The 18,816-nt window shown below is 56.5% G+C and carries 17 protein-coding genes and 1 other annotated feature; of the genes, 1 reads left to right on the top strand and 16 read right to left on the bottom strand.

Annotated elements, in window-relative coordinates:
* Positions 1 to 77 precede the first annotated feature (77 nt).
* From tyrS to ODJ80_RS09610, 15 genes are all read right to left on the bottom strand, one after another.
* Positions 78 to 1,298, bottom strand: a complete 1,221-nt coding sequence (tyrS, locus tag ODJ80_RS09680) for a tyrosine--tRNA ligase (RefSeq protein ID WP_263041916.1) — start codon at positions 1,296 to 1,298, stop codon at positions 78 to 80.
* Between the two features lie 89 nt (positions 1,299 to 1,387).
* Positions 1,388 to 1,632, bottom strand: a binding site (T-box leader).
* Between the two features lie 30 nt (positions 1,633 to 1,662).
* A complete protein-coding gene (recN, locus tag ODJ80_RS09675; RefSeq protein WP_263041915.1) occupies positions 1,663 to 3,321 on the bottom strand; it encodes a DNA repair protein RecN in 1,659 nt (552 codons plus the stop codon).
* Positions 3,322 to 3,327: 6 nt separating this feature from the next.
* A complete protein-coding gene (locus tag ODJ80_RS09670; protein ID WP_178864382.1) occupies positions 3,328 to 3,780 on the bottom strand; it encodes an arginine repressor in 453 nt (150 codons plus the stop codon).
* 69 nt (positions 3,781 to 3,849) lie between these two features.
* Complete coding sequence (locus ODJ80_RS09665; protein ID WP_263041914.1) at positions 3,850 to 4,689, bottom strand: NAD(+)/NADH kinase; 840 nt, start codon at positions 4,687 to 4,689, stop codon at positions 3,850 to 3,852.
* Positions 4,690 to 4,728: 39 nt separating this feature from the next.
* Complete coding sequence (locus ODJ80_RS09660) at positions 4,729 to 5,535, bottom strand: TlyA family RNA methyltransferase (RefSeq protein WP_178864384.1); 807 nt, start codon at positions 5,533 to 5,535, stop codon at positions 4,729 to 4,731.
* Positions 5,532 to 7,412, bottom strand: a complete 1,881-nt coding sequence (dxs, locus tag ODJ80_RS09655; RefSeq protein WP_263041913.1) for a 1-deoxy-D-xylulose-5-phosphate synthase — start codon at positions 7,410 to 7,412, stop codon at positions 5,532 to 5,534. Before dxs ends, ODJ80_RS09660 begins: the two co-directional genes overlap by 4 nt.
* A gap of 21 nt (positions 7,413 to 7,433) precedes the next feature.
* A complete protein-coding gene (gene folD / locus ODJ80_RS09650) occupies positions 7,434 to 8,288 on the bottom strand; it encodes a bifunctional methylenetetrahydrofolate dehydrogenase/methenyltetrahydrofolate cyclohydrolase FolD (RefSeq protein WP_178864386.1) in 855 nt (284 codons plus the stop codon).
* Positions 8,289 to 8,326: 38 nt separating this feature from the next.
* The gene (gene lgt, locus ODJ80_RS09645; protein WP_263041912.1) at positions 8,327 to 9,391 is read right to left on the bottom strand and encodes a prolipoprotein diacylglyceryl transferase; all 1,065 of its coding nucleotides are present in this window, start codon (positions 9,389 to 9,391) and stop codon (positions 8,327 to 8,329) included.
* A 25-nt stretch (positions 9,392 to 9,416) separates the two neighbouring features.
* The gene (gene yfmH / locus ODJ80_RS09640; RefSeq protein ID WP_263041911.1) at positions 9,417 to 10,706 is read right to left on the bottom strand and encodes an EF-P 5-aminopentanol modification-associated protein YfmH; all 1,290 of its coding nucleotides are present in this window, start codon (positions 10,704 to 10,706) and stop codon (positions 9,417 to 9,419) included.
* Positions 10,690 to 11,964, bottom strand: a complete 1,275-nt coding sequence (gene yfmF / locus ODJ80_RS09635) for an EF-P 5-aminopentanol modification-associated protein YfmF (RefSeq protein ID WP_263041910.1) — start codon at positions 11,962 to 11,964, stop codon at positions 10,690 to 10,692. The genes yfmH and yfmF overlap by 17 nt, the downstream gene beginning before the upstream one ends.
* A 194-nt stretch (positions 11,965 to 12,158) precedes the next feature.
* The gene (gene upp / locus ODJ80_RS09630; protein ID WP_442863910.1) at positions 12,159 to 12,803 is read right to left on the bottom strand and encodes a uracil phosphoribosyltransferase; all 645 of its coding nucleotides are present in this window, start codon (positions 12,801 to 12,803) and stop codon (positions 12,159 to 12,161) included.
* A 33-nt stretch (positions 12,804 to 12,836) separates the two neighbouring features.
* Positions 12,837 to 13,283 (bottom strand): ribose 5-phosphate isomerase B, encoded by a 447-nt coding sequence (gene rpiB, locus ODJ80_RS09625; RefSeq protein WP_263041909.1) that lies wholly within the window; start codon positions 13,281 to 13,283, stop codon positions 12,837 to 12,839.
* Between the two features lie 52 nt (positions 13,284 to 13,335).
* Positions 13,336 to 14,040, bottom strand: coding sequence for a tRNA (adenosine(37)-N6)-threonylcarbamoyltransferase complex dimerization subunit type 1 TsaB (tsaB, locus tag ODJ80_RS09620; protein WP_263041908.1), 705 nt, complete (start codon positions 14,038 to 14,040; stop codon positions 13,336 to 13,338).
* Positions 14,034 to 14,477 carry a tRNA (adenosine(37)-N6)-threonylcarbamoyltransferase complex ATPase subunit type 1 TsaE gene (gene tsaE / locus ODJ80_RS09615; RefSeq protein WP_263041907.1) on the bottom strand — a complete coding sequence of 148 codons (444 nt, stop codon included), beginning with the start codon at positions 14,475 to 14,477 and terminating at the stop codon, positions 14,034 to 14,036. The genes tsaB and tsaE overlap by 7 nt, the downstream gene beginning before the upstream one ends.
* A gap of 1 nt (position 14,478) precedes the next feature.
* A complete protein-coding gene (locus tag ODJ80_RS09610; protein WP_263041906.1) occupies positions 14,479 to 16,155 on the bottom strand; it encodes a formate--tetrahydrofolate ligase in 1,677 nt (558 codons plus the stop codon).
* A gap of 313 nt (positions 16,156 to 16,468) precedes the next feature.
* Between ODJ80_RS09610 and ODJ80_RS09605 the strand changes: the two genes are divergently transcribed.
* Positions 16,469 to 17,656: an FtsW/RodA/SpoVE family cell cycle protein gene (locus tag ODJ80_RS09605; protein WP_263041905.1), complete on the top strand. Its 1,188-nt coding sequence runs from the start codon at positions 16,469 to 16,471 to the stop codon at positions 17,654 to 17,656.
* Between the two features lie 149 nt (positions 17,657 to 17,805).
* Here ODJ80_RS09605 and ODJ80_RS09600 read toward each other — a convergent pair whose 3' ends face one another.
* The gene (locus ODJ80_RS09600) at positions 17,806 to 18,492 is read right to left on the bottom strand and encodes a cell wall hydrolase (protein ID WP_178864395.1); all 687 of its coding nucleotides are present in this window, start codon (positions 18,490 to 18,492) and stop codon (positions 17,806 to 17,808) included.
* Between the last annotated feature and the right edge of the window lie 324 nt (positions 18,493 to 18,816).

The raw sequence follows: 18,816 nt of genomic DNA, 5'->3' as shown, positions 1-18,816 counted from the left end.
AGACAGAAAATGGGTACGGCTTATGGAGCGAATAAGCCGTACCCATTTTATCATTTTATTGCGTGTATTTCCCCGGATTAAAGGACCGCCTTATGGAAGACTTTCTTTCCCTTTTTGATGACAAGTCCCTGTTCAAAATCGGCTTTGACAAAGGCGGCATTGGGGTCGGTGACCTTTTCATCTTTGATGGTAAGGCCGCCCTGCTGAATGAGGCGGCGGCCTTCGCCCTTGGAGGCGGCCAAGCCAGTCTTTACCAGCAGGTCCAACACAGCGATCTGGCCATCGGTGAAGTCCCCGTCTGTCAGCTGGGTGGTGGGCATGTTGGCTGTGTTGACCCCAGCGCCGAACAGGGCGCGGGCGCCCTCCTGAGCCTTCTTAGCCTCCTCTTCCCCATGGACCATCTTGGTCAGTTCAAAAGCTAGGATTTCTTTGGCCTGGTTCAGCTGGCTGCCCTCCCAAGAGCTCATCTCGTCGATTTGCTCCAGGGGCAGGAAGGTGAGCATGCGGATGCACTTAAGCACGTCGGCGTCGCCCACGTTGCGCCAGTACTGGTAGAAGTCGAAGGGGCTGGTCTTGTTGGGGTCCAGCCACACGGCGTTGCCGGCAGTCTTGCCCATCTTGTTGCCGTTGGAATCCGTCAGCAGGGTGATGGTCATAGCGTGGGCGTCCTTGCCCAGCTTGCGGCGGATCAGTTCCGTACCGCCCAGCATGTTGCTCCACTGGTCGTCGCCGCCAAACTCCATGTTGCAGCCATAATGCTGGAACAGGTAGTAGAAATCGTAGCTCTGCATGATCATGTAGTTGAACTCCAGGAAGGACAACCCCTTCTCTATGCGCTGCTTGTAGCACTCTGCCCGGAGCATGTTGTTGACGCTGAAGCAGGCGCCCACCTCCCGCAGCAGGTCCACATAGTTCAGCTTCAGCAACCAGTCGGCGTTGTTGAGCATTCTGGCCTTGCCCTCGCCGAACTCGATGAAGCGCTCCATCTGGCGCTTGAAGCACTCGGCGTTGTGGTCAATATCCTCTTTGGTCAGCATCTTGCGCATGTCCGTCCGGCCGGAGGGGTCGCCAATGAGGGTGGTGCCCCCGCCGATCAGGGCGATGGGCTTGTTCCCTGCCATCTGCAGCCGCTTCATCAGGGTCAGGGCCATGAAGTGGCCGGCGGTCAGGCTGTCGGCGGTGCAGTCAAAGCCGATGTAGAAGGTGGCCTTGCCGTTGTTCACCACCTCACGGATTTCCTCCTCGTTGGTGACCTGGGCGATCAGGCCACGGGCCTTCAGTTCTTCGTACACTCCCATGTGTGTCAGTCCTTTCCAAAAATGTGATTTTTTGAAAATGCGCTGGGAGGCCGGTTCTGGCAAAAAAGAAAAGCCCCCTGCATTTTCACGCAGAGGGCGATAAATCAAATTACCGCGGTACCACCTCAATTTATCACGGCCTTGCGGTCCGTGACCTTACCGGGCACTTTCATGCCCTGGCGGAATAACGCCCGCCACACGGCCACCCCTACTTTGGGTTCAGAGTGACAGCTCGGGAAGGTAATTTCAGCCTCCGCCACGCTCCCCCTTTCACCAGCCGGGGGTTCTCTTTGCCGTGGGACCGGCGCCTACTTGGTTCCGTCATCGCTGTTGTGAGTTATTATACGGTCCAAAGGGAAAAATGTCAACCCTTTTTCAGCATTTCCTCTGCCATTTCCAGCTGCAGGTCCGTTACCTGGTCCCCGCCGATGATGCGGGCCACCTCCCGTTTGCGGCCTTCAAAGTCCAGCTCCTGCACCTGGGTAAAGGTGCGTTCCCCTTCCACATGTTTTTCAATGAGAAGGTGATGATCTGCCAGAGCGGCAATTTGGGCCAGATGCGTGATGCACAGCACTTGCCGGTTTTGGGAAACCTGCTTCAGCTTCTTCCCTACCTTGTTGGCGGCGGCCCCGCTGATGCCTGTATCCACCTCATCGAAAATCAAAGTTTGCACCTTATCTTTGCCGGAGAGCACTGTTTTAATGGCCAGCATGATCCGGGAGAGCTCCCCGCCCGAGGCGATCTTAGACATAGGCTTGGGAGGCTCCCCCTTGTTGGCGGAAACAAGAAACTGGAGCTTGTCGCACCCCATGGCGTACAGAGGCACCCTCTGGATCTCCGTCTCAAATTGGATGCCCGGCATGTTTAGAAATGCCAATTCTTCCCTTACCTGGCGGATGAATTGGGCCGATGCTGCCTGGCGCCTGCGGGAGAGTTCCTTGGCAAGGGAAATAGCTTTATGTTTTTCCTCCTCGTATTGGGCCTCCAAGCGCTCCCGCTCCTCGTCGGAAAACTCGATCTGATGAAGGCGGGAGCGGCAGTCCTCCAAAAATTCCAAGATTTTTTCCTCGCTACTGCCGTATTTCAGCCCCAGCTTATACAGCAGGTCCAGCCGCTCCTCGATAGCCTCTTGAAGGGCGGGGTCGAAGTCCACGCCCACGCCTCGGAGCATGGCGTCCACATCCTCCAGCAAATACCCGGCTTCCCGCAGCTTTTGAGCCGCTTCCTCCAGCTCTGGCAGATAGGACGCCACTCGCTCTGCCTCCACAGAGGCCTGCTCCACCCCCGTGAGAAGCCCTTCGCTGTCCTCATCCCCGGAAAGCAGGCCGCGGAGAAGCTCCAGGGTACCCGCAATTTTTTCGCTGTTGCGGATCACCTCTCGCTGCGCTTCCAGTTCTTCCCGCTCTCCCACACGCACATTGGCGGACTGGATCTCGTCAATTTGGTAATGGAGCAGGTCGGAGAGCCGTGCCTTCTCCCCTTCGTCCGTCTGCAGGGCCTCCAACTTCCGCTGGGTTTCCCGCAGGGTATGGTAAGCAGCCTGGTATTCTGCCAGAAGGCTTTCCAGCCCGGCAAAGCTGTCCAGGTAGACCATGTGGACCTCTGGCGAGAGCAGCTCATAGCTTTCATGCTGGCCGTGGATGGTTACCAGCCGGGGCCCCACCTGCTTGAGCATGGAAACCGTGGCAGGCGCTCCGTTGAGCTTGCAAGAGGACCGGCCCCCCTGCCGGATATCCCGTTGAACCAGAAGGGAGCCGTCCTCCTCCCGAGGGATGGAGAGCTGGTCCAACAGGCGCAATATATCCTCATCCAAGCCTGTAAACAGCGCAGATACAGAAGCGGATTGGGTGCCGGTGCGCACCAGCTCCTTGGAGGTGCGCTCTCCCAGTACGGCGTGGATTGCGTCGATGATGATGGACTTGCCCGCACCCGTCTCACCGGTGAGTACGGTAAAGCCCTTCTCCAAATCAATGGAAGCGCGTTCAATAACGGCAATGTTGTTGATGAATAATTGAGCCAGCATAAAGCCTCACCTGTTTATGAGTTTCCGAAATTCCTCTTGGGTTTCCAGGGCATCCCCCTCGGTGCGGCAGACGATAAAAATGGTGTCATCCCCGGCCAACGTGCCCACAAAGCCCGGCCAATGCATCGAATCCAGAGAGGCGCACACCGCCTGGGCCATGCCGGTCATGCAGCGGACCACCAGCATATTCTGTGCGGCCTCTACTGAGAGCACGGAATCGGAGAAGAGAGAGTAGAATTTAGAGGACATATCGCTGATAGTATCACTGCCGGTGGAATAGCGGTACTTTCCAGAACGGGAAAGGGTCTTTACCAAGCGAAGCTCCTTGATATCCCGGGATACAGTGGCCTGGGTCACATCAAAGCCGTTCTCTCGCAGATAGCGGAGAAGCTCGTCCTGTGTGTCGATATCATACTCCTTGATCAGCTCTAGAATTTTTGCGTGACGTCGGGTTTTCATAAGATCGGGACCTATCCTTTCTGGCGGGAAGCGCCGGTATACTCTTGGACTATGGAAGCAGAACGAGGCTTACTGCCGCGTTTCGATAATTTTCTGGTTGAGAATGTCGTAAAAATTCCTGCCGCCCAGCCGGATAAAGCGGGCAAAACGGTCTGCCTGCCGGAAGCGAAGAAGATCTCCTGTGAAAATCTCCAATGGAGTCTCCCCGTCTACGGAGAGATACAGGCGGCCCGTATTTTCTGGAATCTGAATCACCAGCTGAGACTGAGGGCTGAACAAAATGCTGCGGTCAAACAGGGAGTGAGGGCAGATGGGTGTGTAGACAAGGCAGTCCATGCTGGGCTCGATTACAGGGCCGCCCGCGGAAAGAGAATAGGCGGTAGATCCTGTGGGCGTAGCCACAATAAAGCCATCCGCGCGGTAGCGGTAGGAACGGCTTCCCAGCACCATCTGATAGTCGATGATTTTAGCGGGTTCTCCGGAAAGCACCGCGTCGTTAAGGGCATAGAAACTTTGAGAGGCACCCTTCTGAGATTCCAGCTCTACTGAGAGCATCCTGCGCCGCTCTTCCCGGTATTCCCCTTGAACCAGGCGGGGCAGCAGTCCTAGCTCATGGCGCTCCAAGCCGGCAGTAAAACCCAGGGTCCCCGCGTTGATTCCCAGGATAGGCTTCCCCAGGGAGGCTGCCAACTTGGCAGTGTGGATGATGGTGCCGTCGCCGCCGATGGCAATAAACAAATCGCAGGAAAGGAGGGAATCCTCCACACGCTCCTGATAAACCCCTTGGGAGGTAAACAGATCGGTTTTCAGCACCGTTTCACAACCACATCCGGCGAGGACGCGCAGCGCCTCATCCGTACAGGCCTGGGCAGATTCCTTTGTTAAGTTCGGAACTACGGCAATCTTCAACAGTACTCCTCCTTCAAGACGCGCCAGAGATGAAAAAGGTCAGCGGTCCAGTGCGCGATGGGACTCCTCTACCACCTGCTGCGCTGAGGGGACCTGCTCTCCCTGGGAGGGGGCTTCCGAGCGTTCCAGGTAAATCAAATACTCAATGTTCCCCTCCGGTCCCTTTACCGGGGAGAAAGTGAGGCCCAGCACGGAAAAGCCGTTTTCCAAAGCAAAGCTGCGGATTTTTTCTATGACCTCTTCGTGGACGGCCTTGTCCCGGACCACGCCCTTTTTCCCCACCTTTTCCCTCCCTGCCTCAAACTGCGGCTTAATCAGGCACACCGCCTGGCCGTGCTCCGCTAACAGAGGGCGCACGGCGGGCAGGATAAGGGTCAAGGAGATAAAGGACACGTCCACAGAGAAGAAATCGATCTCCTCCGGCACTTGTTCCCGGGTGAGGTAGCGGGCGTTAGTGCGCTCCAGATTCACCACCCGGGGATCGGTACGCAGGCTCCAAGCGAGCTGGCCGTAGCCCACATCCACCGAGTAGACCCTCTGCGCGCCGTTTTGCAGCATGCAGTCCGTAAATCCTCCAGTGGAGGCGCCGATATCCATGCAGGTGCGCCCTTGAAGCTGAAGGCCAAATTCCCGCATCGCTTTTTCCAGCTTTAACCCGCCCCGGCTCACATAGGGAAGGCCCTTGCCCCGCACCTCGACAGCGGCGTCTTCTGAAAACGTGTCGCCTGGCTTATCGGCCTTCTGCCCGTCCACATAAACCTGGCCCGCCATAATGAGCGTTTTGGCCTTCTCGCGGCTTTCCGCCAGGCCGCGCTCTGTCACCAGGATGTCCAATCGTTTTTTCATGCGGAAGCACCTCCTTTCCCGTGGCCCAAGGTTTCCCGGACAAACTGCTCGATCCCCTGGGCGTTCAGGCCCAGCATTTCCAACGAGCGAAACATGGGCGCGTGCTTGATGAAGGGGTCTTGAATGGCCCGCAGGTGGAAACCGCCAGAAAAGCCGCGCTGCTCAAGCAGATAAGAGAAATGTTCTCCAATGCCTCCACGCTGCACCCCTTCTTCCAAGAAGAACACGTCGCGGCAGGAAAATGCCTCCTGCACCGCCTGGCCATCCAGCGGGATAATGCGGTTCAGCTTGAGAAGTTTGACCGGAAGCCCCCCCTGTTCCAAATGCTCCTTACATTCGGCGGCAAAGGAGAAGACACGGCCATAGGTCACAAGGCACACAGCGGCGTCCTCACTTCCGTAAACGCTGTAGGGCGCTGTGGTGCTTTTAAAATAGGCAGGTTTGTAAAGCTCCCTTCCCCGGGGGTACCGGATGGCGCACAACCCCCTACCCTGTTCTACCAGATAGGCCAGCTGCAGGCGCAGCTCCTTAAAGTAGGCGGGAGAGTACACGGTGACATTGGGGATGGTTTGGAGGTAAGCGGCGTCGAATACCCCCTGATGGGTCTTGCCGTCCTCCCCCACCACGCCCGCCCGGTCGATGGCCAGGATGACCTTTGTGTTCTGCATGGACACATCATGGATAAGCTCGTCATAGGCCCGCTGCAGAAAAGTGGAATACACGGCGAACACCGGCAGCATGCCTCCGGCCGCCAATCCCCCGGCAAAGGTAACAGCGTGTTCCTCGGAAATGCCCACATCAAAAAAACGGCTGCGGAATTCCTCTCGGAAGGCGGTGAGTCCGGTGCCGTTCTGCATGGCGGCAGTGATGGCGCAAAGCTTTGGGTTTTCCCGGGCCAGGCTGCAAAGAGCCTGCCCAAACTCATCGGAAAAGCTCTGAGACTTGGCGCCGGTGTCGCCGGTGGTCACGTCAAAACCGGAAAGGCCGTGGTAAATGGTGGGGTCCTGCTCGGCGTACTGATAGCCCTTGCCCTTGTAGGTACGGATATGCAGCAGCACCGGCTTGTGGATCAGCTTTGCGGTTTCCAAGGTCTCTGCCAGCTCCTTGATGTTGTGGCCGTCAAAGGGGCCGTAATAGGCAAAACCCATGTCCTCAAAGATGGTGGAGTTGTAGAAGATCCGCTTGACGCTCCGTTTCAGGCTTCGCAAGCCTGAGGCCACCGCCGGGCCCACTCCGGGTATCTTCCGAAGGGTCCGTTCCAGGCGGTTTTTGGTCTTGATATACCCTGGCTTTGTGCGGATATAGCTGAGGTAGCGTGCCATGGAACCCACGTTTTTGGAGATCGACATGGTGTTGTCGTTCAAAATTACGATCAGGTTCCGGTGCAGGCGGCCCGCGTTGTTCAAGCCTTCATAGGCCAAGCCACCCGTGAGGGCGCCATCCCCGATGACAGCTACCACATAGCCCTCTTTCCCTTGGAGGAAATTCGCCTCGGAAACACCTAGCGCCGCAGAGATGGAGGCGCTGCTGTGGCCGCTGGTGAACTTGTCGTACTCGCTCTCCTCCCGGCAGGGGAAGCCCGCCAGCCCCCCTTCCAGCCGGATGGTGGAAAACTGAGGATACCGGCCTGTCAGAAGCTTATAGGGGTAGCTTTGATGTCCCACATCCCAAACGATGGTGTCCCGCGGGGGGGAAAAGGCCAGGGCCAGGGCCACGGTCAGCTCCACCACACCCAGGTTGGAGGCCAAATGCCCCCCATTTGCGGAGACCGTCTCGATGATGACACGGCGCATCTCTTCGCAAAGGGCGTCCAGCTCTTCCCCGCCGAAGCCCTTGATATCCTCTGGGGAATGGATTTTTTCCAGCAAACTTGCCATAAAGAGACAACTCCCGTCTGGTCAGAGCAGCTGGTTCTGCAGCTTGGCAGCTGTGACCGTGTTTTTCAGCAGCATAGCAATGGTCATAGGGCCCACGCCTCCCGGCACCGGGGTGATGAAAGAAGCAAGTGGTTCCACCGTGTCAAAATCCACGTCCCCGCAAAGCTTTCCATTTTCATCCCGGTTCATGCCCACATCGATAACCACCGCCCCCGGTTTGACCATATTCGCTGTGACGAAATGGCTCTTACCCACCGCGGAGACCAGGATGTCCGCTTGGCGGGTGACTTCCGGCAAATCTTTGGTGCGGCTGTGGCAAATGGTGACAGTGCCATTCTGATGGAGCAAAAGCATGGCCATGGGCTTTCCCACGATGTTGCTGCGGCCGATAACAACACAGCGCTTGCCCTCCACAGAGATCTCATAAGCCTTCAACAGCTCCATAATCCCGGCAGGGGTGCAGGGTAAGAAGTGATAGTCGCCAATCATGATCTTCCCAACATTGTAGGCGTGGAAGGCGTCCACATCCTTTTGGGGGTCGATGGCCTCCACCACCGCTCCCTCGTCCAAGCCCTTGGGCAAGGGGGACTGAACCAGGATGCCATGGATATCCTTTTTGTGGTTAAGCTGGTCCACTAAGGCCAGCAGCTCCTCCTGTGTAGTGGAAGCGGGCAGGGCATACTCTTCCGAATGGATGCCAGTGGCCTGGCAGGCCTTCTTTTTGTTGTTCACATAGATGCGAGAGGCGGGGTCATCTCCCACAATGACCACTGCCAGGCCGGGGGTTACCCCCCGTTCCTTCAAGGCGGCCACCTCTTGGGCCACCGCTGCCCGCACCTTTGCAGAAACCGCCTTTCCGTCTATGCGCTGCGCCATGTTCATCTGCTCCTTTCCAATTACATGATCCTGCAAAATTACTCCGTCTCTTCCTCTTCCTTTTCCGCTTCTGCGCCGGCTGGGCCGTCTGCCGCGGGCTCTGGATCATTAACCTCTTCTTCCTCGGCCTTTTTGGCCGCTTGCTCTCCCTTTTCCCAGGCGGGGTGCCCGTGGAAGATCTCCTGGATCTCCTCCGGAGGAAGGTCCCCGAAGATTGTGCTGGGGGTCTCATCCTCGGGCAAAGCGGTGGATTCCACCAGGCCGACCGCTTCCATAACGCGGCGGTCACCGCAGCCGGTCAAGCTGGTCCTGTGCCGGAACAAAACCAGCAGGATGATGCCGGCCACCACGCATGCCGCTGCGATCACCTGGGAGACCCGCAGGCCTGTACCAGGGATGATAAGGCTGTCCGTGCGCAAGCCCTCGATGAAGAACCGGCAGGCGCCGTACCAGACGATATACAGCAGGAAGGTTTGGCCGTCATAGCGGCGGAACCTGCGGGTGAAGAAGTGCAGAAGCACAAAGCCCAGCAAACACAGCAGGGATTCATACAGAAAGCAGGGGTGCACATTGCCATCCACTACAGCGGCGGTATTTTCGCTGTGCATGCCCCAGGGCAGTTCCGTGGCGGAGCCGAAGGCCTCTTGGTTGATAAAGTTGCCCCAGCGGCCCACACACTGGCCAATGAGGAAACCCAGGGCAGCAATATCCAGAACAGCGGTAACCTTCAGCTTGCGGAGCTTGGCCATCAGGCTGCCGAACACCACAGCGCCGATAATGCCGCCGTAGATGGCCAGGCCTCCGTCGTGAATCTGGAAGATCTCCAAGGGATTTTTCCAGTATTTATCACCGGGATAGAAGACCACATAAAACAGCCGCGCGAAAATTACCCCGGCGATGAGGCCAACAATAACCACATCGAACAGCCGGTTGATGTCAATGTTCATTTTCTTGCAGCTAAAGCTGGCATAGATCAATGCCAGCAGGAACCCTGCCGCAATGATGATGCCATACCAATACACATGGAAGCTCCCGATGGAAAAAGCCACCGGGTTGATGTTGAACTCCAGCCCCAGATGGGGAAACGTGACATTATAGGTCATAGCTTTATGTCCTCCTTTGGCAGGTTTATGGTTCCAGCGGTAAAATCACGGAGAGCACGCTTTGCCCTTCCTGGAAAATCTGTTGGAGCTTCTCCTCAGCATCCTCTGGGCGAAGCTGGGCAAGGGCGTCGATATAGGTGAACAGCTCCCGCCCGCGCAGCTCCATGTTGGACAGGCCGTTTGCGATGTTCCCCGTGCTGTTCAGGGCCGAAACAATCTCCCCGTAGAGGCAACGCTTGGAGCGCTCGAAAGCCTCTGGAGGGATGCCCTCTTTTTGAAAGCGCCGCACCTCCTGCAAGATCGACTTTGCAACCGCCCGGGGGTCTCTGGACTCGCCGGAGAACATGGGGGTAGCGTAGCCATTCCCCTCGAAATATTCATAAGAGAAGCTGGCCTCATTGACAAGGCCGCGGTCCAGCAGGTCCCGGAACAGAGGCGACGCATCGGAGGCCAATGTTTCCATAAGGACCTCTACAGCGGCCACATCCTTTTCCGTGCGGATCTGATTGGCCCGGGGCTCTTTAAAGCCGAACTGAAACAATGGAGAGGCCACGGGCAGCTGCTGTTGAATACAGGACGTCACCACGGAATCCGGCTCAAAGGGAAAGATTCGCTTGACCGGTAAGGGCTCCGCAGGCTTCAGCATCCTATCACAAACCTCCAACGCCTTGTCCACTTGGAAATTTCCAGCCAAAGCCAAGACCATATTTCCCAGGTTATAAAAAGTGTTATAGCACCGGTACAGCAGCTCCGGCGTGATCTTGGCGATACTCTCCACCGTGCCGGCCACATCCTGGCGCACTGGGTGGGCATGGTACATGGCCTCCAAATAGTTGAACATGACCCGCCACTGGGGGTCGTCGTCGTACATTTTGATCTCCTGGCCGATAATGCCCTGCTCTTTGCGGACGGTTTCCTCTGTAAAGTAAGGAGACTGTACAAAATCCAGCAAAATTTCCAGGGACTCGTAAATCTGGCCCGTGGAGGAGAACAAGTAGTTGGTGGAGTCAAAGGAAGTAAAGGCGTTGGCGCTGGCGCCAGTCTTGGAAAAACGGTCGAACGCGTCGCCCTCCTCGCTTTCAAAGAGCTTGTGCTCCAAATAGTGGGCAATTCCCTCGGGTACCAGTTCCGGCTGGGATTCATCTCCGCGCTGGAAACAGTTGTCAATGGAACCGTAGCGAGTGCCAAACATAGCGTACGCTGTGCTGCAGCGCTCTTTGGGGTATAAAAGGATCGTGAGCCCCGTAGGGTGCTGAATGCGGTAATAGCTGTCGCCCACCTGGCTGCTGGTGATAGTCTCAACCCTCGGCTTCATGGACGCTGCCTCCTTTCAAGGTGTACACCACCGCTGGACGGAGCCTGCGGGCGGCCTCCACCACCTGTTCTTTCGTGTAAGACATGAGCTGCTGGATGGATTCCTCCGGAGAGAGCACGTGCCCGCCGAAAAGCTGGCCTAGGGAGAGGCCCTCGATAGCAGGCAGGGAATCCGTGGCAGAGCGCAGGGAATTCTGCAGGGCCAGCTGGGCGGAGAGCAGCTCTTCCTCCGTCAAATCCCCCCTTTGCAGGGCATGGAGCTGGCTGTAAATAGCTTCTTCCGCACGCTCCAGATTTTCGGTCTCCACGCCGCTTTCAATGAACATGGCCCGGCTGTTGGGCGCCATCCCAGCGGAACAGTAGTAGCAAAGGCTCATTTTTTCCCGGACGTTCTGGAATAGTTTAGAGCTGGGCACACCGCCCAGCACCGCAGCCATCAATTGAAAAAGCCGTTTTTCTTCCGGTGCGTAGTCCGCCCGGAAGGCCATGGACAGCTTCGATTGAGAGAGGGGCTGCTCCTCCACCAGCCGGCGGACCTCCCCCGGCTCCTCGTAGGCAAGCAGTCCGATGGGCTGCGGGCTTCCCAAGCCGGAAAAACGGGCGCGGAACAGCTCTGGGTCCGGGCTGCAGCCGCCCAGGGCAAAGATTTCAATTCGGGCGCTTTCCAAAAGCTCCTGCCAGCCGGCAGTAACCTGGCGCCGGTCTAAGGCCTCCACATCTTCTCGCGTGCCACAGCGGCCCACCTCTGCCCTCTGCCCCTGGAACAGCAGCTCTTCGCAGCGCCGGTGGGCATAGGTCATTTTGTCGTTGAACTCGGCGTCCAGCATCTCCAGCATTTGGCGCTGTTCCTGTTGGAAGCCTTCCAACGGAAATAAGCCCCCGCTATCCTTTAGAGGGTCGAACAGCACGTCAAAGAGGAGCTCTGTCAGCTGGGCGAACATGTCCTCTCCCCCAAAGGCATAGCGGTTAGAAAGCCCTGCTGCGGACAGGGTGAGCACCTGATATTCCCCCACCTTCTGCACGCTGTTGCTCAGGGAAGCTCCATACAGCTGGGCCAAGCGGCAGTTTAGGGCGGTGTAGTCGGGATATTCCCGGGTGGCGCGGCTGACAAGAGCTGGCAAAATGGCATTGCGGGCGGCAGTGGCCTTTCGCAGGGGAACCAGCATGTTCACCGAGACCTTCATCGTTTTAAAGCGGGAGTCGGAAAAGGTATGCAGCGCCACCGAATCACTGAGGCGCTGGGTTTTCATTTCACTCATGGCATTCCTGTGCCCTTTCTGGATGAAAAGTAAAAGAAATACAGATGAATTGCATAAATATGCTCTATCGACTCCCTAGTATACCACATTTTCCAGGCATTTGAAAGGGTTCTAAAAAATTTCACATCCCCATCACAGAAAAAGCGCGCCGCTTCCAGACTGCGGCGCGCCCAATTCCTGCCTATTTCATTTTGTCACAGTGTGCCGAAAATCCGGTCTCCAGCGTCTCCCAAGCCAGGAAGAATGTATCCATTCTCGTTGAGGCAGCGATCCACCGCGGCGCAGTAGATCTGCACGTCAGGATGGGCCTCGGTCAGGGCCTTCAGGCCCTCGGGGGCAGCAATAACGCACAGGAACTTAATGCTCTTGGGATGGCTCCGCTTGACGATAGTGATGGCGTCTATCGCGGAACCGCCGGTGGCCAGCATGGGGTCCAGCACAATTACATCCCGCTCTTCAATATCCTGGGGAAGTTTGTTGTAGTACTCAACAGGCTTCAAGGTATCGTGGTCCCGGTACAGGCCGATATGGCCCACCTTGGCGGAGGGCACCATACTCAGCATGCCATCCACCATCCCCAGGCCTGCCCGCAGGATGGGCACAAAAGCCAGTTTCCGGCCGGCAATTACCTGTGTAGTGGTTTTCTCCATGGGGGTTACTGTTTCCACGTTCATCAAAGGCAGGTCGCGGGTCGCCTCATAGCACATCAGCATGGCAATCTCACTGACCAGTTCACGGAAATTTTTCGTGCCAGTGGAAACGTCCCGCAAAAAAGTCAGCTTGTGCTGGATTAAAGGATGATCCATGACAAAAACATTGGGATACTCTTCCATTTTCATACGTATTTCCTCCCGAAAAAACATTGTAAAGTATTATAGCTTTCCGTCCTCGATTTGAGCGATTTGTTCAATCCGGCGTTGATGCCGGCCTCCTTCAAACTCGGTGTGCAGAAAGATATCCAACAGCTTTATGGCTGTCTGCTGATCCACCACTTTGCCGCCCATGCAGAGAATGTTGGCATTGTTGTGGCGCCGGGTCATCTCAGCGCAGTATTCATTCGTGCAAAGGGCCGCCCGAACGCCCTTGACTTTGTTGGCGGCCATAGAAATGCCAATCCCTGTGGAACAGATCAGCACCCCGAAATCCGCCTGGCCAGAGGCTACATAACGCGCCGCTTTGGCAGCAATGGGGGCATAGTCCACCGACTCTGTGCTGTACGCGCCAAAATCCTCATAGGGAATCTGCCGCTCTTCACAGTAGCTGCGAACCGCCTCTTTTAATTCAAAACCGCCGTGGTCACATCCAAGAGCTAATTTCATAGAGAAATCTCCTTTCCAAAGCATGATCGTATTTTGAGAACCGTTCTGCACACTAGGCTTTCTGCCTTAAACGCTTTTTCATCTCCCGCTCCGCCTGGGGAAGCCGCAGATACACCGGGGCTAAAACGGCTGCCGGAACTGCTTGCCCTTCGCGAACAGAGCGTTCTCCCAACAGCGCCACCGAAGCCGCGTGCTGAAACCGCATATTTTCTGGAGCAAGCCGGGCCCCCCACTTGGAAAACGTCTTGTGGCACAAGGCGGCTCCATCCCCCAATAGAAGGAGGCGCTCCCCATAGCTGCGGCACTGAGTTTCCAGCTCCGCAATGGAAAGGGCGCGGTCTTCCGTAAGGCGACGGAGGACACCGTGCTCCACCTGGAACAAGGCGTTATACACCTGGCTGCAGCGGGCGTCCATTGCGGCGCAAAGCACGCTTCCCTCCGCAGCCAAGCCTCCATAGGCAATGGCTTCCAGCGTCGAGATCCCCACACAGGGAATATCGTTAGAAAAGGAAATTCCCTTTACACAGGAAATGCCGATCCGCACCCCCGTGAAGGAACCGGGTCCGTGAGACACGGCTAAGGCGTCCAAGTCCCCGCAAGAGCGCCCCGCAGAAGCCAGAAGCTGCTGTACCATGGGAAGCAGGGTCTGGCTGTGGGTCTGTTTTGTGTGAATATAAAACTCACCCAACAGGCAGCCATCCTCCACCAAAGCGGCAGAAGCGGGACCTGCTGAGGAGTCGATGCCTAGAATCAGCATGGCTTCCCCTCCTTTTTCCAGCCGCTGATGGTGATGATGCGGTCATTTTCCCTTTCTCCCGGCTGGATATCAATGGTGATCGCGTCCTCAGGCAAGGCACCGGCGATATTCTCGCTCCACTCAATCACCAGGATGCAATCCGAGCCAAGATAGTCGAAAAAACCAGTGGAATACAGGTCGTCCCAGCTCTCCACCCGGTACATGTCGAAGTGTTCCACTGTCAAACGGCCCTGATACTCATTGACCAGGGCGAAAGTAGGGCTGGAGACCACGTCTCCCGCTCCCAGGCCCATGACAAGCCCGCGGGTAAAGGCGGTCTTCCCCGCCCCCATGCCGCCGGTAAAGGCCACAACCTCCCCGCCCTTGAGATCCTGGGCAAGGCGCTGGGCCAAGGCTGCCGTCTCCTCTGGGGAATGGGTGATCATCTGCTCTGCCATATCAGAACAGGCCGTGGATGACCGCCTTGTCATCCACGTCGATCTTCTCGGCAGCGGGGACTTTGGGCAGGCCGGGCATGGTCATAATATCACCAGCATAGGCCACCACAAAGCCCGCGCCGTTGGAAAGCCGCAGGTCCCGGATAGTGATGGTGAAATCCGTAGGACGGCCCAGCAGCTTGGCGTTATCGGACAGGGAGTACTGGGTCTTGGCGATGCACACAGGCATGCTGTCCCCACCCAGGGCTTTGATATCCTTTAAAGATTTTTGGGCAGCAGCCGTAAAGGTTATATCCTTGGCACCGTAGATTTTCTGGGCAATGGCGGTGATTTTTTCCTCCACGGTGGCTTCGATGGGATAGATGGGGGCAAAATGGGTCTTGCCCTCGTTCTCTTCGATAACGCGGCAGATGGTCTGGGCCAGCTCCACGCCGCCCTCGCCGCCCTTGGCGAACACCTCGGACAGGGCGTAGGAAACGCCCAGCTCCTGGCAGCAGCGGTCGATAACGGCCAGTTCCGCGCCGGTATCGGTGCCGAAGCGGTTGATGGCCACCACCACCGGCACGCCGAACTTCTGCATGTTCTCCACATGGGCCTTCAAATTGACAACGCCCTTCTCGAGCGCGGGGACATTTTCTGCGGAGAGCTCCGCCTTGGGTACGCCGCCGTTGTATTTCAGCGCCCGCACGGTAGCCACCACCACCACACAGGAGGGGGCCAAGCCAGCCATGCGGCACTTGATGTCCATGAATTTTTCCGCGCCCAGGTCGGAACCGAACCCGGCTTCCGTGATGCAGTAGTCCGCCAGCTTCAAGGCCAGGCGGGTGGCCCGCACCGAGTTGCACCCGTGGGCGATGTTGGCAAAGGGGCCGCCGTGCATAATGGCAGGGGTGCCCTCGATGGTCTGCACCAAATTGGGATTCACGGCATCCCGCAGCAGGGCGGCCATGGCGCCCTCGGCCTTGATGTCCCGGGCGTAGACGGGCTCTCCGGCGTAGGTGTAGGCGATGAGGATATTCCCCAGGCGCTCCTTCAGGTCGTTCATGTCCTTGGCAAGGCACAGGATGGCCATGACCTCGGAGGCCACGGTGATGATGAAGCCGTCCTCCCGGGGCACGCCGTTAATTTTGCCTCCCAGGCCGATGACGATATTCCGCAGGGCCCGGTCGTTCATATCCAGGCAACGCTTGATCTGGATGCGGCGGGGGTCGATCCCCAAGGTGTTGCCCTGCTGCAGATGGTTGTCCAGCATGGCGCAGCACAGGTTGTTGGCAGAGGTGATGGCGTGCATGTCCCCCGTGAAGTGGAGGTTGATGTCCTCCATGGGCAGAACCTGGGCATAGCCGCCGCCGGCCGCCCCGCCCTTGATGCCGAACACAGGCCCCAAAGAGGGCTCCCGCAGGGCAATGATGGCGTTTTTGCCGATCTTCTTCATGGCCTGTCCCAAACCTGCGGTAGTGGTGGTTTTCCCCTCACCGGCTGGGGTGGGATTGATTGCTGTCACCAGCACCAGCTTGCCGTTGGGCTTATCTGCCAGACGGACAAAGGCCCGTTCGTTGATCTTGGCTTTATATTTCCCGTAGAGCTCCAGCTCGTCCTCCTGGATACCCAGCTCTGCCGCGATCTCCGCAATGGGTCTGAGCGTTGTGCTTTGGGCGATCTCAATGTCAGAAAGCATGCTTCCCCACACCTTTCCGGCCGCTGTACGGCCAAAAATAGATTTTTTCGATCCTTTACATTATAAAGTATCTCTCAGGAATAGTAAAGCCCGAAAGCATCCCTTTTTACTTCTTACATCAAATTGCGCGGCGGAGGCTGCAAAACGCCATCTTTCATCACCCGAGGGCTGGAAGAGGAAAAAACGGGGCTATTACAAAGAAACAGCTTGAAGCCCTTCTGTGGATATGGTATAATGATTTGACATAATTCGAGAGACTTTGCATAGGGTGGGCAGCGTAGAATGGCAGCCCCCGTGAAAGAATAGGATTGCTATGATAAAGAGTTGTTTTAAGGGCATTTGGAATTATATCAAAAGAGCGGATATCCTGCTGTGGCTGTTGCTGGCGGCAATTTCCGCCTACAGCCTGTTGCTGCTACGCAGCGTGGACAGCGCCAGAGGGAGCAGCTATTTCCGTACCCAAGCCATGGCTGTGGCCTTGGGGATTATTGGGGCCATTGTCATCTCCCTGATGGACTATGGGGAGCTGGCGAATTTTTGGTACCTGTTTGCCGGGGCATCGGTTTTTCTGATGATTTACACTGCTTTGTTCGGAGACAGGGCGCTGGGCAGCGGCGGCGTAGACGCCCGGGCCTGGATCAATATTGGCGGCTTCAGCTTTCAGACTTCAGAGGCAGTGAAGATCGCCTTCATCCTGACCTTTGCCAAGCACCTGGATTCCCTGCGAAAGCGGGGTTGGATTGACCGGCCGCTGCATGTAGTGCTTCTGGCTGTTCACGCTCTGGTCCCCATGGGCCTTTGTGAGATTCAGGGGGATACCGGCGCTGCCATCGTTTTCTTTGCCATGTTTGTGGTGATGAGCTTGGCCGCAGGGGTAAAATTGCGGTATTTCGCCATTCTGGGAGGCCTTGTCCTGCTGGCATTGCCCCTGCTGTGGCAGTTTGTCATGGAGGATTATCAGAAGCTGCGCTTCATTGCCCTGTTCAATCTGGATGACCCCAATGTGCAGATGTATGATGGGTACCAGCAGTACCAAGGGCGCATTTCCATTGGAAGCGGAAAGCTCACTGGTCAGGGGCTGTTCCACGGCAGCCGGGTGGCGGACGGGATTGTTCCCTTCCAACAAAGCGACTATATCTTCTCTGTGGCGGGAGAGGAATTGGGGTTTGTAGGCTGTTCGCTGATTTTGCTGCTGCTTTTTCTGTTTATGCTGAAAGCGCTCCACGTGGCCCACTCCTCGCGGGATGACCTGGGCAAATATGTCTGCTTTGGCTATTTTGGCATCATTGCGCTGCAGTCCATTTCCAACATTGGCATGTGCCTGGCCGTGCTGCCCGCTATGGGCGTAACTCTCCCCTTCTTCAGCGCGGGGGGCTCTTCTGCTGTCTGTATGTATTTGGGCTTTGGCCTGGTACAAAGCGTTTACATGCGCCGCAAGGAAAGTGACGGCCTGCGTCTGAAGCGGAGGCCGCTTCAACGGGTTTTCCCCGCCGGCAGGTAAGCGGGGGCCTCTGCAAAACAAAATAAATTTTCAAGAAGCCCGGCCTCTCCTTTCTTGGAGAAGCCGGGCTTCTTTCACGAAGGGAAAACCCAAGCAAGAGAAAAGGCCGGCAAATGCCGGCCTTTTGAGGGAGTGCCATTCGGTCCTTTTTATAAATAGCAGAAATATGTGGTGGTTCCCAAAATGGAATCGTAATAGGAAGTGTAGACCCCGCTGCCCGTGATGATGGAGTTTTGTCCCACTACATTGGCAGGGCAGATGCTCCCGTTTTCCAGCAAATAGCGGGCATTTTCAATGGTTCGGGCGTCCGGCGTTTTGTAGATGGAGCCATCCCAGGTGGGGGCGTACTGGCCGGGCTGGTAGATCACCTCTCGGATGGTGTCGGGGTAGTAAGAGCTCTCCACACGGTTGAGCACTACGCTGCCCACCATCCGCTGCACCCAGTCAGGGATCCAGGTGCATCCCGCCTCCGCATAGATAATGCGGGAAAGAAGGTCCAGATCCTCCTCGGTATAGGAAGGCTTCTGCGCTTCCTCCATGGCCCGCAGAATTTCTTCTGCTGTGGTGTAATCCTGAAAGTAGGTGGTTTCTTCTAAGTCCAGGCCTTGATCCCGGATTTTCAAGTTGCGCTGTTGTTCATAAATGGCCCCCACCTGCATAGCATAAGCGCTTCCATCCTGCAAGGCCCGCTGGATGGCGGCGGTGTAGTCCATGCCCGGGTCGTAGCTGGTCACCTGAATGTGTTCGGAAAGCCCGGCAGCGGAAGCGCTCCCCATTGTGGCAGCGCCGGCGGACAAGATAAGGGCAGTCAGAAAGAGGGAAAGAATCCGTTTCATACGTCATTTCTCCTTAGCTGATATGGATTTTACGGTTTTATATCTATGGGACGTGCGTGTGTTTTATACCTGCCTGTCCCACAGGCGCTCCATCATAGCATCAACCAAAGGAAATGTCAAATCAACAGCAAAAAACGGCATGCCGCGGGAAAAAACCTTCAGCGGCATGCCCAGAGAAACAAAAGCTGTCCTGGATTTTTTTGAGGATATCTCGCAAATATGATTTTATATAAAATCACGAATTTTTATATAATGCCGTTATAACAGCGAAATCCAGCTTTATATCCTGCGGTTTTTCGTCATTTCACACATTGCCAGTCATCC

Origin of the sequence: Acutalibacter sp. LFL-21, from assembly GCF_025630755.1 — a bacterium.
In the GTDB taxonomy this organism is placed as follows: Bacteria; Bacillota; Clostridia; order Oscillospirales; family Acutalibacteraceae; genus Acutalibacter; species Acutalibacter stercoravium.
The sequence above is the reverse complement of the archived record's forward strand: the minus strand, read 5'-3'. Positions and strand labels throughout refer to the sequence as shown.